Source organism: Chloroflexota bacterium (genome assembly GCA_026706485.1).
Taxonomy (GTDB): Bacteria; Chloroflexota; UBA11872; order UBA11872; family UBA11872; genus JAJECS01.
In genome coordinates, this window is record JAPOYR010000004.1 from 70,276 (window position 1) to 86,112 (window position 15,837).

10 protein-coding genes are annotated in these 15,837 nt (G+C 69.8%); 7 read left to right on the forward strand and 3 right to left on the reverse strand.

What is annotated here, in order from left to right; genetic code table 11:
- Positions 1 to 155: 155 nt before the first annotated feature.
- The gene (locus tag OXG79_02920; GenBank protein MCY3782720.1) at positions 156 to 1,106 is read right to left on the reverse strand and encodes a hypothetical protein; all 951 of its coding nucleotides are present in this window, start codon (positions 1,104 to 1,106) and stop codon (positions 156 to 158) included.
- Positions 1,107 to 1,188: 82 nt separating this feature from the next.
- On the opposite strand from OXG79_02920, the gene OXG79_02925 reads away from it, so the two are divergent.
- A complete protein-coding gene (locus OXG79_02925) occupies positions 1,189 to 2,148 on the forward strand; it encodes a 3-hydroxyacyl-CoA dehydrogenase NAD-binding domain-containing protein (protein MCY3782721.1) in 960 nt (319 codons plus the stop codon).
- A gap of 212 nt (positions 2,149 to 2,360) precedes the next feature.
- Here OXG79_02925 and OXG79_02930 read toward each other — a convergent pair whose 3' ends face one another.
- On the reverse strand, positions 2,361 to 3,680 hold the full coding sequence (locus OXG79_02930; protein ID MCY3782722.1) for a hypothetical protein: 1,320 nt from the start codon (positions 3,678 to 3,680) through the stop codon (positions 2,361 to 2,363).
- 221 nt (positions 3,681 to 3,901) lie between these two features.
- Here OXG79_02930 and folE point away from each other — a divergent pair, with 221 nt between their 5' ends.
- The 4 genes from folE (at position 3,902) to OXG79_02950 (ending at position 10,008) form a co-directional block, all read left to right on the forward strand.
- On the forward strand, positions 3,902 to 4,519 hold the full coding sequence (gene folE / locus OXG79_02935; GenBank protein ID MCY3782723.1) for a GTP cyclohydrolase I FolE: 618 nt from the start codon (positions 3,902 to 3,904) through the stop codon (positions 4,517 to 4,519).
- An 804-nt stretch (positions 4,520 to 5,323) separates the two neighbouring features.
- The gene (locus OXG79_02940) at positions 5,324 to 7,123 is read left to right on the forward strand and encodes a TIGR03960 family B12-binding radical SAM protein (GenBank protein ID MCY3782724.1); all 1,800 of its coding nucleotides are present in this window, start codon (positions 5,324 to 5,326) and stop codon (positions 7,121 to 7,123) included.
- Between the two features lie 338 nt (positions 7,124 to 7,461).
- Positions 7,462 to 8,847, forward strand: coding sequence for a tRNA uridine-5-carboxymethylaminomethyl(34) synthesis GTPase MnmE (gene mnmE / locus OXG79_02945; GenBank protein MCY3782725.1), 1,386 nt, complete (start codon positions 7,462 to 7,464; stop codon positions 8,845 to 8,847).
- Between the two features lie 279 nt (positions 8,848 to 9,126).
- Complete coding sequence (locus OXG79_02950) at positions 9,127 to 10,008, forward strand: site-specific DNA-methyltransferase (GenBank protein MCY3782726.1); 882 nt, start codon at positions 9,127 to 9,129, stop codon at positions 10,006 to 10,008.
- 21 nt (positions 10,009 to 10,029) lie between these two features.
- On the opposite strand, the gene OXG79_02955 is transcribed toward OXG79_02950, so the two are convergent.
- The gene (locus tag OXG79_02955) at positions 10,030 to 13,401 is read right to left on the reverse strand and encodes an O-antigen ligase family protein (GenBank protein MCY3782727.1); all 3,372 of its coding nucleotides are present in this window, start codon (positions 13,399 to 13,401) and stop codon (positions 10,030 to 10,032) included.
- Between the two features lie 460 nt (positions 13,402 to 13,861).
- Here OXG79_02955 and OXG79_02960 point away from each other — a divergent pair, with 460 nt between their 5' ends.
- Both OXG79_02960 and OXG79_02965 read left to right on the forward strand, forming a co-directional pair.
- On the forward strand, positions 13,862 to 15,016 hold the full coding sequence (locus OXG79_02960; protein MCY3782728.1) for an iron-regulated protein: 1,155 nt from the start codon (positions 13,862 to 13,864) through the stop codon (positions 15,014 to 15,016).
- A gap of 51 nt (positions 15,017 to 15,067) precedes the next feature.
- Positions 15,068 to 15,808 carry a hypothetical protein gene (locus OXG79_02965; protein MCY3782729.1) on the forward strand — a complete coding sequence of 247 codons (741 nt, stop codon included), beginning with the start codon at positions 15,068 to 15,070 and terminating at the stop codon, positions 15,806 to 15,808.
- The last annotated feature ends 29 nt before the right edge of the window (positions 15,809 to 15,837 follow it).

Here is a 15,837-nt window from a genome sequence, read left to right on the forward strand (position 1 = left end):
TGCGGCTTCGGCGCCTGCGGCTAGGCGGCATCCTCCTCATCAGTCATTCCGAGCGCAGCGAGGAATCTCAGATTCACGACCCCGGCCGCGAGGCCAGAGACGCTAGATGCCTCACGTTGTTCGGAATGACAAGAGGTTGGCTCGGCGCCGGGAGCTTATCCCTCGGGATCAGCCTCCGGCTCGACTGGCGCCACGTGCCTTGCCAGATAGGCCCCGCCCGCGACCCCTAGCATGCTGCTGGGGCCGGTGGCCGCGCCGATCGCCGCCCCGAAGCCGGTCGCCATCACCACCACCGCCGCCAGGTTGTCGACGGTCACCGTCATGAACATATCCGACACCAGCGGCTCGGAGAATCGCAGCAGGAAGGTCTCGCCCGCGCCCAGAATCTGGGCGAACGACGCCACCACCAGGCCCAGCGCCGCGATTCCGAGCAGCGCGGCGGCGGCGGCGCTGGCCATGATGATCACGCCCACCATGGTGCGCAGCACCAGGCCGGGACGCATCCAACACGCGGCGCGCACCCGTGCGTGCGCTGCGACGGGTCCCGCGCCGCCCATCACGTGCGGCACCACCAGCCACAGCAGGGCGCCGGTGGGGACGATGACCATCACGTTCATGGCAACGATCAACGTGTAGACCAGCGCGATCAACGCCAACGGCCGGTCCGGAAGCTCACCCAGCGGCCCGCGGGCGCCCATCTGCGTGAGGGCGAATACGCCCAACTGCGCCGCGAGCAGTACGCCCACGACCAGCGCGGCGGGAATGGCCGCCGCCACGAGCGCTACGGCTCGCCCGAAGGCTTGTCGCAGGCCCGCCGCGAGCGTGGCGTCCCGCCGGCTCGACGCCGCCACGGCGCCCGCGGATATGGACCAAGCGACGACGATGAGCGCAGCGGCGATGACGATGAACGGAATGGCCGCCGGCGAGCGGATGTAGGCCAGCGCGACGGCGCAGCCGCCGAGCGCACCGATCGCCGCTCCCGCCGCCAAACCCAGCCCGAGCACTCCGGGACGAGCGGCAACGGCAAAGGCCGCGGCAATGGGGGCCAGCAGGCCGTCCGTCGCTCCGGCTGCGGAAGGCGTCCCGGTGGTGTCTGTGGATGTCATGCGGCCAACGCCGGCAGTGTATCTCTCCGGCCCGTGGGACTTATGCTCATAGTGCCGGTGGAACGCAGCGGGGGATGGAACCGTGACTTCTGATTCAACGGCAGGCAATGGGCGCAGGGCCGTGGTGGTGGGCGCCGGACGCATGGGTCATGGGATCGCGCTCGAGCTGGCGCGCGGCGGCTTCGAGGTGTCGCTGTACGACGCTGCCCCCGGCCGCGCCGAAGCGGCCATTGCCGAGGCGCGGGAGGACGCGCAGGACCTGGTGCGCGCCGGCGTGATCGCCGCCGCCGACGTGGACGTGATCGTGGGACGGCTGCGCGCTGCGGAGACTCTCGCCGACGCCACGGCCGGGGCCGAGTTCGGCGCGGAAGCCGTGGCCGAGGACCTGGAAGTCAAGCAGGACGTCTTCGCGGAGCTGGACCGGCTCTGCCCACCGCCCGCCATCCTCACCAGCAACACGTCCAGCATCAGCATCACTGAAATCGCCAGCGGCTGCGCGCACCCCGAGCGCGTGGCGCTGGCCCACTGGATGCTCCCGCCGCACCTGCTCCCGATCGTTGAGATTGCTCCAGGTGAAGCGACCGACGCGGCCACGATTAACGGCCTGCGCGAGGTGCTCGAATCGCTCGGCAAGCAGCCGGTGCACATCCGCAGAGAGCTGCCGGGCTACCTGATGAACCGGTTGCAGTTCGCCCTCGCGCGCGAAGCCCTGAGCCTGATCGACAAGGGCGTCACCACCGCCGAGGAGATCGACGTGCTCATCAAGGGCGTGCTGGCGCGGCGCATTCCGGTGCTCGGCATCATGCGCCAGGCCGACATGGCCGGGCTGGACGTGTATCGCCAGATCTTCACCTACCTGGGGCCGGACCTCGACGCCAGCGACGAGCCGCCCGCGTTCCTGGAGAAAGCCGTGGCCGCCGGCCACACCGGGGCGCGCGAGGGCCGGGGGCTCTTCACCTGGGAACCGGGCGAGTTCGAGCGCTTCGTTGCCGCCCGCAACGATGCGCTCATCGAAGCGCTGCGGAAGGATCGCGGGGACTGATCGCTTAACACCCTCTCCGTGCTGGAGTCCTGCTCCCTCCCCTTAACCGGAGACCCGAGCAATACCCGACCAAGCTTGACGATGACCGGGCGAACTTCATCCGCCCCGAGGTTCAATGAGGGGTGGATTCCCGCCTTCGCGGGAATGACGAAGGACTACGCAAAGGTCTCTTAACAGGGGGAGGGGGTCATCCGCGACCTCGACGCGGGGAGCTACCCAACCGCCCGGCCGACGTAGCGCCGGCCAATCGCGTAGGCCGCCGCCGACTCGCTGGCCATGCTCACCGTGCGCGCCATGGCTCCCACCCAGGCGCCGGCAAGCGCGGCGGCGGGCGCGAGGACGAACAGCAAGGCGGCCATGAGCACCAGCCGTCCGAGGGCGGCTGCCGCCACCAGGGACGTGCGGCGCTGGTGCATGGTGAGGCCGGAGTAGAACTGCCGCAGCCCCATCACGGCGGGCACCGCGACGAAGATCTGCAGCGCCGGCAGCGCCCCCTCGGCCACGTGCGGCGGCGCGCCGATCACGCCCTCCAGCGCAAACCGTCCCACGGGCGTGAAGGCGATGAGCGCCATGAGCGCGGTCAGACCAGCCGAAATGCCGACCACGAAGGTGCGCACGCGCACGTGATCGACAGGATCTTGCGCCATCACCAGGACCACCTGCCGCAGCGTGGCCAGCGCGGCCATGCTGACCATGATGAGGCTCATGGCCACGCGCAGGGCCGCCACGGAGGTCTCCGGATCGTCCAGCCGCAGCAGTCCGGCGTTGGTGAGCGGCAGGCCCGCCGCGAGCGAGAACTGGGTGGCGATGAGGGGCAGCACGAACCAGGTCACCTGGCGTACGTCGAGGGGCGGCTGTCCGCCCGGGTCGTCGCCGTAGGGCGCGCGTTGCGAGGCGCGGTGGGCGAGCCACCCGAGCACCACCGCCTCCACGGCGGCGATCGCCAGCCAGACCGTCGCGCCCGCCACGCTCGCCGCCACCGGCACATTGGGGATGACGCCCAGCGCCAGGACGGTCAGCAAGGCGATGCTGACCGCCGGCGCCACCCACACCACGCGCGTCTGCCGCAGATGGGCCAGCTGCGCCACATAGAAGAGCCGTGCCAGATTGAAGACCGGCACCAGCGCGGCGATCTGCATCATCTGAACCACGCGGGGCGTCAGCGCCGGGGGCGTGCCCATCAGCTGCTCGAAGAACCACGGCCCGCTGCCCGGCAGCGCCGTCACCAGCGTCAGGCCCACGATGCCCAGGGTGTAGACAGCCGTGTAGCGGCGCATGAAGTGATACGACTGGCGTCCGCGCACCAGCACCAAGTAGGCGCTCTGCACCGCGATGCCCGCCGCGCCCAGAATCTGCACCACGCCGCTGACGACGCCAAAGGCCGCCAGCGACGCCGCCGGCTCGAGTCCGCGCGCGATGCCCGCATCGAGCAGCGGGTGCCGCACCTGCTGCAGCACCTGCGAGGCCGCCAACGGCACGAAGAACGCCCACATCGCGCTGTAGGTCACGGCCTTGACGGACGCAGGGCGCATGGGCGCAGCCATCCCTGGGCTTGGGTGGACGGCCCGATTATGACGGGCGCGCACGCGCCGGTTGCGCTACAACCGGCGGCTTCGTGACCCGACCGGGCGCCTGCGTATACTCACAGCGTCGGGCCTGGCGGCCGCGCCGATCGCTTCGGCGGGCCCTACGATCCGCCCGACGCCATCGCGCGTCCACACGCCGCGGCTACCACACCCACAGGACCAATCGAATGACCGCATCCACCAACGGCGCCCAGGCGCCGCTTCCCACTCGCGAGGAGCTCGCCGCGCGCCACAAGCGCATCGAGGCCGCCGTGCGCGAAATCCTCACCGCCGTCGGCGAGGACCCGGACCGCGACGGCCTGCTCGACACGCCGGCCCGCGTCGCGCGGATGTACGACGAGCTGCTCAACGGGCATCGGACCGACCCCGACGAGCATCTCGAGGTCACCTTCGAGCATGGGCACGATGAGATGGTGGTGGTTCGGGACATCCAATTCCACTCGCTCTGCGAGCACCACCTGCTGCCGTTCTTCGGCACGGTTGCCGTGGGGTATCTGCCCCACGACCGCATCGTCGGCCTCAGCAAGCTGGCGCGCGTGGTCGAGCACCTGGCCCGGCGGCTTCAGGTGCAGGAGCGGTTGGCCAGCCAGATTGCCGACGCGATCGAGCGCGTGCTCGACACCGGCGGCGTGGCGGTGATGGTGGAGGCCGAGCACCTGTGCATGACCATGCGCGGCGTGCGCAAGCCCGGCAGCCGCATGGTGACGACCGTGACCCGCGGAGCCTTCCGCGACAACCCCGCCACGCGCGCGGAATTTCTCCACGCCATTGGCCAGCCGGCTTAGAGCACTAAACAAGCTTCGGCGCGCAGGGTCGGGTCCGGTCCCTTCTCCCCTCGCGGGAGAAGGTGAGGTTGAGGGGGATTCACTGACGGCGCGGCTAGTGGCGCCGCCGACCCCTCACCCCAATCCCATCCGTCAGAAGCGCGCGGGAATTCGAGGCCTTTCCGTCACGACCAACGGTCACTCCGCAACAACACCGCCACTCACGCCAGCCTTGCGCCGAGCCCGATAGTTCGTATACGATGTACACGCAGCGTTAACAGCGCTGCTCGGGTCGTCCCTGGCCCGCGGATCAGCGGTTGATCGACGGGCCAGCACCGCCAAAGGTGGCGTGATGCGAAACATTCGCGTCGAGATGGGACGCTGGCAAATTGACAGGTTGCGCCCCGCGGCGTGACGGGCGAGTCGTCGCGGGGCAGCAGGTCACGCCGGACCCGGATGCCTGCTTCCGACACCTGAGATCCCGCACTCGCGAGTTCGCTCGCTTGGGACTCTAGTCCCCGGGTCCGCCAGACGACCGGGCGCGATCACGGACACGTATCGCGCTGTGGGCTCGCATCGAAGGATGCGAGCCCACGTCTTTTCTCCCCGCCGGGCAACCTCGGATGACCCTCTCCCTAGCCCTCTCCCTTCCAGGGCGAGGGGACCGGATTGGGCGCCAAGGAGGGGCGTCCCTCCACGAATTCGGCTGTAGGGGCAGCCCTTGCGGCTGCCCGCACACGTTCTACCGAAACATCCAGCGACCCACGGCCGAGGGCGCATGCTAAGGTGCCGGACCAGGTGTCGGCAGTCCTTGGCCATCGTCATATGAACCCCGTCGTCGACATCGCGCCTCTCCTTGATCGCGTCGCCAAGCCCGCGCAATACACGGGCGGCGAGTTGAACGCCCGACGCAAACCCTGGGACGAGGCCGCGACGCGCTTCGCGCTGTGCTTCCCCGATGCGTACGAGATCGGGATGTCGAACCTCGCCATGGGGGTGCTGTACGAGCAGGTCAACGACCGCACGCCGCACCTCTGCGACCGCGCCTTCACGCCGTTTCCGGACATGGCGGACCTGATGCGCGAGGCGGGCTTGCCGCTGTTCGGCTGGGAGACGCGTCGACCGCTGGCGGACTTCGACATGCTCGGGTTCTCGCTCAGCTACGAGAGCGGGAACACCAACGTGCTGGAGATGCTGGATCTGGCGGACCTTCCGCTGGAGAGCCACGAGCGCGGACCCGGCGACCCGCTGATCCTGGGCGGCGGTTCGGCGCTGATGAATCCCGAGCCGATGGCGGACTTCTTCGACCTGATCGCGATCGGCGAGGGTGAGGAGCTGCTGCCGCGCCTGCTCGACGCCCTGGCGGATGTCGATCGCGAGCGCCCGGACTGGCGCCGCGCGTTCCTGGTCCACTGCGCCACGGAGATTCCAGGCATCTACGTGCCATCGCTCTACCGGCCGCGCTTCGACGGCCAGCGATTCATCGAATACGACCGGCTGCACCCGGACGCTCCGGCGCAGATCGAGCGGCAGTTCGTGGACCTGGACGCCGTGCCCGCGCCGTCTCAACCGGTCGTGCCGCTCACGGAAGTGGTGCACGACCGCGTGGCCGTCGAGCTGGACCGCGGTTGCGCGCGGGCCTGCAGATTCTGTCAGGCCGGCTATATCTACCGACCGGTGCGCCGGCGATCGGCGGAGGGCGTGGCGGCGGCCATCGACCAATGCCTGGCGGCGACGGGGCAGAGCGACGTGTCGTTGCTCTCGCTCAATGCCGTGGACTACGACGGCCTGGACGAGCTGATTGGCGAGGTGCAGGACTCCACGCCCGACTACCTGCAGGTGAGCATTCCGTCCACTCGCGTCGAGAGCTTCAACGTCGACATCGCGCGGGCGCTGCAGCGCGGCGGCAAGCGAGGCGGCAGCCTGACATTCGCGCCCGAGGCGGCGACGCCGCGCATGCGCCAGGTCATCAACAAGGAGATCTCGGACGAGGACCTGCTGGACACCTGCGACATGGCGTTCGCGCAGGGGTTCCGCACGATCAAGCTGTATTTCATGATCGGCCAGCCCACCGAGACGCTGGACGACGCCCGCGCGATCGCCCACCTGGCCAACCGGGTGATGGCCGTGGGGCGGGGGCATCACGGGGCCAAAGCGAAGGTGAATGTGACGGTGTCGACCTTCATCCCCAAGCCGTTCACGCCATTCCAATGGCATCCGCAGGACCGTCCGGAAGCGATCCGCGCCAAGCAGCGGGCCTGCTTCGAGATCGTGCGCGACCGCAACGTGCACTTGATGTGGCACGACACCGAGGAGAGCCAGGTCGAGGCGCTGCTGGCGCTGGGCGACCGGCGCGTGGGGCGCGTGATTCGCCGCGCCTGGGACCGCGGCTGCCGCTTCGACGGCTGGATGGAGCACTTCAAGGCGGAGGCGTGGTTCGCCGGCGTCGCGGACGCCGGGGTGGACCTGGACGAGATGATCTACCGCCACCGCGATCCCGCCGAGCCGCTGCCCTGGGACCAAATCGGCATCCACGTGAGCAAGCGGATGCTGCAACGGGAATACGCCCGCGCGTTGGCCGCGGCGGAGCCGTCGGAGGCCAGGCTGGCGGCTGCGCCGGCTTGAGGCGGGGCTGGGCGTTGGCGGTCGGAATTCGTGCCTCCGGAAATGCCGAACATTGATTGTCATTTCGAACGAAGTGAGAAATCTGGAGTTGCCGATCTGGCAGCCGAGGTGGGGCATCTGAGATTCCTCGCCTGCGGCTCGGAGTGACCGATGGGTGCGGCTCGAATGACAGAAGAGAGCAGAGCGCGAGCCGTCGAGTCCCTTCTCCCCTTGTGGGAGAAGGACAGGATGAGGGGGGAATCCGTGGCGGAGCGTGAGAAGGCGTTCCGGGCCTGCACCCTCACCCTAACCCTCTCCCGTCAAGGGAGAGGGGACCGGACATCGGCCACGGTGCGGCGGTGACGCGCGCGCTGACCGACACGATTGCGGCCATTGCCACGGCGCCGGGGCCGGGTGGCATCGGCATCGTGCGCGCCAGCGGACCCGAGGCGCGCGGGGTCGCCGAGCGGGTCGTGCGGTTTCGCGAGGGGATCGAGCATCCGCGTCCTCGCTATGCGCATCGCGTGGACGTGATCGATCCGGCTCCGCCGCACGCGGTGATCGACGATGGCTTGCTGCTCTTCATGCCGGGGCCGAACTCCTATACCGGCGAGGACGTTGTGGAGTTTCAGGGCCACGGTGGACTGTTGGTTACGTCCCGCGTGCTCGACGCCGTGCTCCGGGCCGGGGCCCGTCCCGCCGAGCCGGGCGAGTTCACCTTGCGGGCGTTTCTGAACGGTCGCCTGGACCTGGCGCAGGCGGAGGCCGTGGCCGACCTGGTGGCGGCGCCGACGGCCGAGGCGCTGGCCGCGGCGGCGGATCAGCTCGGCGGTCGCCTTTCCAGCTCCGTGCGGGAGTTGCGGCGGGCCTGCCTGGATCTGATGGCGCGGTTGGAGGCCGAGATTGACTTTGCCGAAGAGGACGTGCCGGCGGTCCCGCGCGACGACCTGCGGCGCACGCTCGAGCGAATCGACGGGACGCTGGAGGCGATCCTGGCGGGCGCGGATCGCGGAATGCTGCAGCGGCATGGATTCCGCGTGGTGCTGGTCGGCAGCCCGAACGTAGGCAAGTCGTCGCTGATGAACGCCCTGCTCGCCACGGAGCGCGCCATTGTGACGGAGGTCCCGGGCACCACGCGCGATGTGGTCGAGGAGTCGTTCAACCTGGACGGCATCCCGGTGCGGCTCAGCGACACGGCGGGACTGCGACCGACCGACGATCCGGTGGAGCGCATCGGCGTGGACCGCAGCGGGGCGGCGCTGGCCGCCGCGGACGTGGCGGCGCTGGTGCTGGACGGATCCCGCGCCCTGGTGGATGCCGACCTTGACGCGGCGCGGCAGGTGGCGGCGGCGGGGAAGCAGTCCATCGTCGTCCTCAACAAGACCGACCTGCCGTCAGCGACCACCACCAACGACGCTGCCGGGCTTATCGAGGCGCCGGTGTGCCGCACGAGCGCGATCAACGGCGACGTGGCCGGGGTGCGCGCGGCGTTGCGCACGCTCATCGGCGACGGCTCGCCCAATCCCGACCTCGGAACCGTGGCCAGCTTGCGCCACAAGCAGGCGCTGGAGCGCGCGCGGGAGGAGCTGGCAAGCGCGCGCGAGGCGGTGGCCGGCGGGCTGCCCGCGGACTTCATCGCCATCGGCCTGCGCGGCGCGGTGCAGGCGCTGGGCGAGGTCACCGGCGAATCGGCGACGGAGGACCTGTTGGATACCATCTTCGCCAAGTTCTGCATCGGCAAGTGAGGGTGCGGGCGCAAGAGGTGCGAGCCGACGAGACCCGTGAGAAGCGGGGTGGCCGGGGACTTCACCCTCACCCTCGTATCGAGTACGGGGCAAGCTTTATCCCTCTCGCGTCAAGAGGCCCTTGCGAAACTCAGCCAAGCGCGACGATGATCCCGCGAATCCTCTCCGCCCCGGATGCACTGAAGGGTGGATTCCCGCCTCCGCGGGAATGACGGTGGTTTACGCAAAGCGCTCATTGAGGGACAGGGGATCGGACCGCGTCGACCGGCGAGGCTGGCAATGAACCGCGTGTACTTCGGCGACAACCTGCCGATCCTGCAGGACATGCCGTCGGGCGGCATCGACCTGATCTACGTCGATCCGCCGTTCAACACGGGCCGCGCCCAGTCGCGCACGCAACTGCGAACCGTGCGCGACCCGGAAGGCGACCGGACGGGCTTTCAGGGCAAGCGTTACCGCACCGAGCGGCTCGGGACGCGGGCCTTCGACGACGCGTTCGACGACTACCTCGGCTTTCTCGAGCCGCGGCTGCTCGAGGCGCATCGCGTGCTGGCGCCGACCGGGTCGCTGTATCTGCATCTCGACTACCGCGAGGTGCACTACGCCAAGGTGCTGCTGGACGGCATCTTCGGGCGGGAGGGCTTTCTCAACGAGATCATCTGGGCCTACGACTACGGCGGCCGCACCAAGAAGAAATGGCCGCCGAAGCACGACAACATCCTCGTCTACGCCAAGGACCCGGAGCAGTACTACTTCGACACGGACGAAGTCGAGCGAATTCCCTACATGGCGCCGGGCCTGGTCGGTCCGGAGAAAGCGGCGCGGGGGAAGCTGCCCACGGACACCTGGTGGCACACCATCGTGCCCACGAACGGTAAGGAGCGCACCGGCTATCCGACGCAGAAGCCGGTGGGCATCGCGCGGCGCATCATCCAGGCTTCATGTCCGCCCGGCGGCACGGTGATGGACTTCTTCGCCGGCAGCGGCACGGTGGGCGAGGCGGCCCTGGAGCTGGGCCGGCGGTTCGTGCTGATCGACAACAACCCGGAGGCGCTGACGGTGATGGCGCGGCGCTTCGCGGACTACGCCGAGGTGGAGTTCGTTGGGTTTGATCGTGCGCCGGATCGAGGCAAGGAGCGGGAGGCAGCCGTCACGGGCTGAGGGGCTGTGTACCGCCGGAAGCTAAGTGGTCTGAGGCGTGGGAGACGAGGGCTCTAGATTCCTCGCTGTGCTCGGAATGACGGCGGGCGGCGTGGCCAGGATGACGGTGGCCGCGACGACGACCCAGAAGGTGGCGGCGAGCTCGGGGAGATAGAGACTGCTGTCCACGACGCCGTGCATGAGCGTCGCGAGCATGGCGCCGCCGAGGCCGTAGACGAGCGCCCGGCTTCCGCCGGCGCTGCGCCGCAGCGCGGTGCGCCAGGTGCGGGCGTAGGCGGCCAGCACGCCGACCAGGACCACGAGACCGGGAATGCCCAGCGTGAGCCAGGTGTCGAGGGCGATGTTGTGCGCATGCGAGATGTTGGGCTCGGCCCAGGCTTCGGGGCGGATGTAGTCCGGGTAGTGGTAGAGGAAGTTGTCCGGGCCGACGCCGAGGACGGGGTTGTCGGCGATCATGCGCCAGGCGGAGTCCCAGAGCAGCGGCCGCGCGGCTGTGGCCGCGTCGGAGGGGCGCAGGAGTCGCGCGAGGTTGTCGCCGCCGGTGGTGATGACGACCGCCACTATCAGGCCGACCCCGATGAGCGGTGCGGCGATGCGGGCAAGGCGTGGCGCGCGGCGCCACACGGGGTACAGGGCGAACGCGAGGCCGGCCAGCGCGCCGATCCAGGCGCCGCGGCTGAAGGTGAGCACCAGCACCGCCAGCACCAGCGCCGCGGCTGCCCAGGCGGCGGCGCGAACACGCGGGCGTGACGCGAAGGCGAGCGCCAGTCCAACCGTCACGGGCAGGGCGCGCTCCAGAATGAGCGCGAGGTTGTTGGGCGAACCGAACAGGCCGCGCAGCCGCGGCGGTCCGGCATCGGTGACGACGGCGCCGGTTGGGATGAGCGCCAGGGCCACGACTGCCGACACCACGGCCCCGAGCACCAGCGCCACGCCGAGCCGCTGCGCGTCGGCGCGGTCGCGCATCACGCTGAGCAGGACGAGAAAGAGCAGCGCGGGCTCGACGATGACGGTGCGCAGGTCGCGCCAGGCGACCCGCGGAAAGTCCGCGGCGAGCGTGGTGGCGACGCCGGCGGCGATGACGGCGAGCGCAAGCCAGAGCCACGCGCTCTGGCTTGCTAGCCAGCGGTAAACGACGGTGGATTCCCACCTTCGCGGGAGAGACGAGGGGGCGGACCCCTCACCCCTGCCCTCTCCCTCAGGGGAAGAGGGCGCCGGACGCCGGAATGCCGGTGGGGCTAACCCCTCACCCCCGCCCTCTCCCACAAGGGGAGAGGGCGCCGGACGCCGGAACAGCCGGGAGATGAACCCTGCACGTCCGCCCGCTCCCTCGAGGGGCGAGAGGGTCGGACGCGGCGATGACGCGGCTTGCTCTGGTCCGTCGGAGTCTCCGCGGCGATGCAGCGGCCAGTGGCGCTGCGCCAGCGCGCGCGCGGCCCAGGCGATGACCAGAATCACGATGAGCGTCTCGCCGACCGGACGGTCGTAGATGCCGGTGCGCGCGATCACGCCGACGAAGGGGATTGCCGCGACGGCAGCGATGGCGATGTGACGCGGGCGCGCCAATGCCAGCGCGCCCAGCGCCGCGGCCAGCACCAGCCGAGCCAGGGTCCAGGCGGATGCCGGCGTGCCGTCGGGCAGCAGGGCGAACACCACAGCGAGCGCAACGGCGGCCACCTCGCCGACGTGCAGACCGAGCGGCAGACGCCGATCCAATATGTCGATTCGCGGGATGCGCGCGGCGACCCGCGCGGCGCGACCGCCAATCGCCCAGACCAGCGCGGCCAGCGCCAGCGCCCAGGTGACGGCGACGGCGGCGTAGGGCCAGAGCGGCCGCGAGTTGCCCACCAGCGCGCCGTCGACGATGACCAGCCCGCCCGACGCTTGCGGGTCGCGCTCGGCCATCACCGTCAGTTCGAGCACATGCGGGCCTTGGGACAGCCCGCGGGCGATGGGAATGCGCGCCAGGCGCTCCACCTCAGGGGCGTAGAGGTTCAGAATCGCCTCGCCGGCGGCGTTGCGCGGGAGGGCGTCGGCCAGGGCGCTGTGGCCGTCGATGCGTACGCGCACCTGTCCCATGTCGGGACCGCGCCGAGTGAGCAGGCCGACGGAGTCGCCCTCGAATCGCAGCTCCAGCCGTGCGTCGGGCTGCCCGGTCTGGCGGTGGAATCCGAGCGAGGCCCAGTCGCTGGGCACGCGCGGCCAGGGTCCATCGAAGCTGAAGGCGGCGTGCGTTTCCTGATGCAGGCCGATGCCGGCGCCGGGCGCGGCGGCGTAAGCCTGTTCCAGGGCCAGCATGTGGTCGCGCGGCTGCAAGTCCTTGGTGAGCAGCCCGAAGAACGGCGTGGGGTCGTCCGGGTGGGTGTCGTGCGGCCAGCGCGAGGCCCAAATGGTGATGGTGGGCAGCCAGGGCCATTGCTCACGCGCCCGCCGGATGCCGTCCACGGTCCAGGCCGCTTGGTCCGCCGCCGGGTGATTGCCCCAGATGCCCTGATCCCCCTGCCAGCCGGGAGGCAGCGACATCCAGCCGTATTCGGAGGCCCAGATCGGCGTGCCGGCGTCGCCGTGGGCTTCCATGATTTCGCGCCAGAGCACGGCGCGAGGGAAGTTCGTCCGCGGCGCCTCGATGCGCGGATCGCGCGGACCGGTGAACAGGCCGTAGGACATGCTGGACGCCACGTCGAACGCCCCCTTGGCGCCCAGCTGATAGAGCCGCTCCATGAACAGTAGGTCGCTGAGGTTGTCGGGCCCGGTTTCGATGGTTGGTGCCAGTCCGGCCAGGACGATGACGGCGTCGGGATTGGCGGCCCGTACGGCCGCACCCACCTCGCGCAGCATGTCGAGGTAGGCGGCGGGGTCCGGCGGCTGCCCGCCCCACTCGCCGAAGAGGTTGGGCTCGTTCCAGATTTGGAAATACTTCACCTTGCCCCGGTATCGCGCCGCGACCGCGGCGGCAAAGTCGGCGAAGTCGGTGAAGTCCGCGGGGGGCATCTGGATTGACGTATTTTCCTGCGGGTCGAAGCCGGGCGTAGCCCAGGCCGGGGGGCGGTCGAGCCGGGCGAGCACCTCGATGCCGAAGCCCTGCGCCAACTCGACGATGCGGTCGTATTTGGCCCAGGAATCTTCGCCGTGGTTGTCGATGTAGACACCCTTGGCGTGAGGCTCGATCTCGACCCACGGGATCTCCTGCCGGATGAGGCCGATGCCGGCGCGGGCCAGGATCTCCAGCTCGCGCTCGACCTTGGCCGGGTCCGCTTCGCGATGCAGGAAGGTGTTGGCGCCGATGGCGGGAGCGTCCGCGTGGCGCAGCTCGGGCAGGTCGGCGAGGCCAAAGGTCACACCGCGCTCGGTGAGGATGGCCCAGCCCAGAAGAGCGGCCGTAACCACGCCCACCAGCCCGAGGCCGACGGCGGCGAGGACGGCCCGCGTGATTCTGGACCTCTGGCGGCCGCGGAGTCGATGACCGAGCCCGGGCAGGCTTAGGCGCGGAATAGACCAGCGGTGCGGCAAGCGTCGTCTCGTGCGGGTGGCGCCCCCAGCATGCCAGCGTTGGCGGTGTGTGCGCGCCCGACGGAGGGCGGAACCGGCCAATCGTTGGGAGCGAGCCGCGCGGTCGGGCGCCCGTGTGGATTGTCCCCGCGCGAGCGAGGTCTGGTTGCCCGGCGAGTGGGAGCGTGGACGGCGATGCGCCCGCGCGGACGGAGGCGACGGGGATTGAGGCCTGCGGCTGTGGGCGCCGCCTTGACAACTCCGGGCGTTCGCCTATCCTACGGCCGTCTCTTAGTAGAGGCTAAGAACTTTAGGCGTCGGCGCTAACCCCAGCGGTGGACGCGACGCGGATGGGAGAGGGGCCGTGCGAAGAATCGTTCTCGTCGTGGTGGCGGGTCTCATGGCCGGGCTGTTGGCAGCCTGCGGCGAAAGCGGACCCTCCACCGAGTTGAAGCAGGACGTGGTGGCGAACTACGCCAACGGCGTCCACCACCTCTATGCGCAAAGCTTGAGCTCAGCGCAGGCCATGGACCGGGCCATTGACCGGTTCCTGACCGAGCCCACGCCGGCGCATCTCGAGGCCGCCAAGCGCATGTGGCTGATCGCCCGTGACGACTACGGGCCGACCGAAGCCTTCCGCTTCTACGACGGCCCCATCGACCATCCAGAGGATGGTCCTGAAGGGCTGATCAACGCCTGGCCGCTGGACGAGGCGTACATCGACTACGTGGTCGACAACCCGAGCGCCGGCATCATCAACGACGCCGAGACCTTCCCGGTCATCAACGCCGACCTGTTGGTGTCGCTGAATGAAGAGGGCGGCGAGGAAAACGTGTCGACCGGCTGGCACGCCATCGAATTCCTGCTGTGGGGCCAGGACCTCAGCGCGGCCGGACCGGGTGAACGGTCCGTCGAGGACTTCACCACGGCCGCGAATGCCGACCGCCGCGCCACCTACCTGGCCGTGGCGTCGGACTTGCTGCTGCAGCATCTGCAGGACATGGTGGACGCGTGGGCGCCGGGCCGCGGAGACAACTATCGCGCGGAGTTCACCGCGGTCGACACCGACGAAGCGTTGCGACGGATCATCACCGGTATCGGTGAGTTGAGCCGCGGCGAGCTGGCGGGCGAGCGCATGACCGTGGCCTACGAGGCGCGGTCGCAGGAGGACGAGCACTCCTGCTTCTCCGACAACACCACGGCCGACATCGTCGGGAACGCCCTGGGAATTCAGATGGTGTTTCTGGGCAACTTCGGCCAGGTGTCCGGTCCCGGGGTCCTTGATTTGATCGAGGCCCAGGACGCGGAGATCGCCGAGCAGCTGGCGGCGGAGATCGAGCTGAGCGTGAACCTGACCAAGGCGATCGACGCCCCGTTCGATCAGCATCTGCTCGAGGGCGTGTCCGACGCGGACGCCGGGCGGAAGGCCGTGCTTGACGCCATCGTCGCTCTGGAAGAGCAGACGGACACGATCGTCAGCGCGGCGCAGGCGCTCGGCATCACCATCAGCGTGAGCTAATGGCGGGACGTGGTCCGCGACCCGGCACTGCGGCTGCAACGGTGCGGCCCGGTGCCTGAGGTCGTGGACCGCGCGCCCTTGCCGACGGGGGCTGCGGCCGGTTCAGTTCCGGCCGCGGCTGCGCGCTACGCGGGCGGGCTGCTCGTGTTTGCGGCGGTGGCCCTGGCCGTCTCGGTGATCGGACGGGTGTCGGCGGCCGCGGACCACGACACCCTGGCCGAGACGCTGGCCGCCATCGCCGATCAGCGCGGCGCCTATGGCTTGGGCGGCGCCGGACGTGTGGTGGCGGGAATTGCGCTCGTGGCCGGGGCTTGGTTTCTGCTGCGGACGTGGATCATTCGCCAGCGTCTGGGCACGCCGCTGGTGCCGTATCTCCTCGCCGTCGCCGGGCTCGGCTTGGGCGTTTCGGGCGCAAGCGCGATCGCCCTGGCGGTCGGGGCGCCCGCGGCGCCGGCCACGGGCGGCGCCGCGGCGGAGGCGCTCGACGCCTTGCACTGGATCGCCGGCAAGATCGGCTTCGTGGCGGCCGGATTGGCCCTGCTCATCGCCGCCCGGTATCAGTGGAAGGTCGGTGGACAGCTCCGGCGCATCGCGCCCGTCTCGGCCGTGGTCGGATTGGCTATGCAATTCATCTGGATCGATGCCGCGACGATCATTCACCCCATTGTGGGAACCGGCTTTTTCGTCTGGCTTCTGGCCGTCGGCGCCATGCTGACGACCGGCCGGGTGGAACGGCACTTCACAGCCATGGTCACCGCATCCGCCACTCGCGGCAGGTCGCATGTGGGGTAGGACGGCGCGGGCGGCGCCGCCACGTGCGA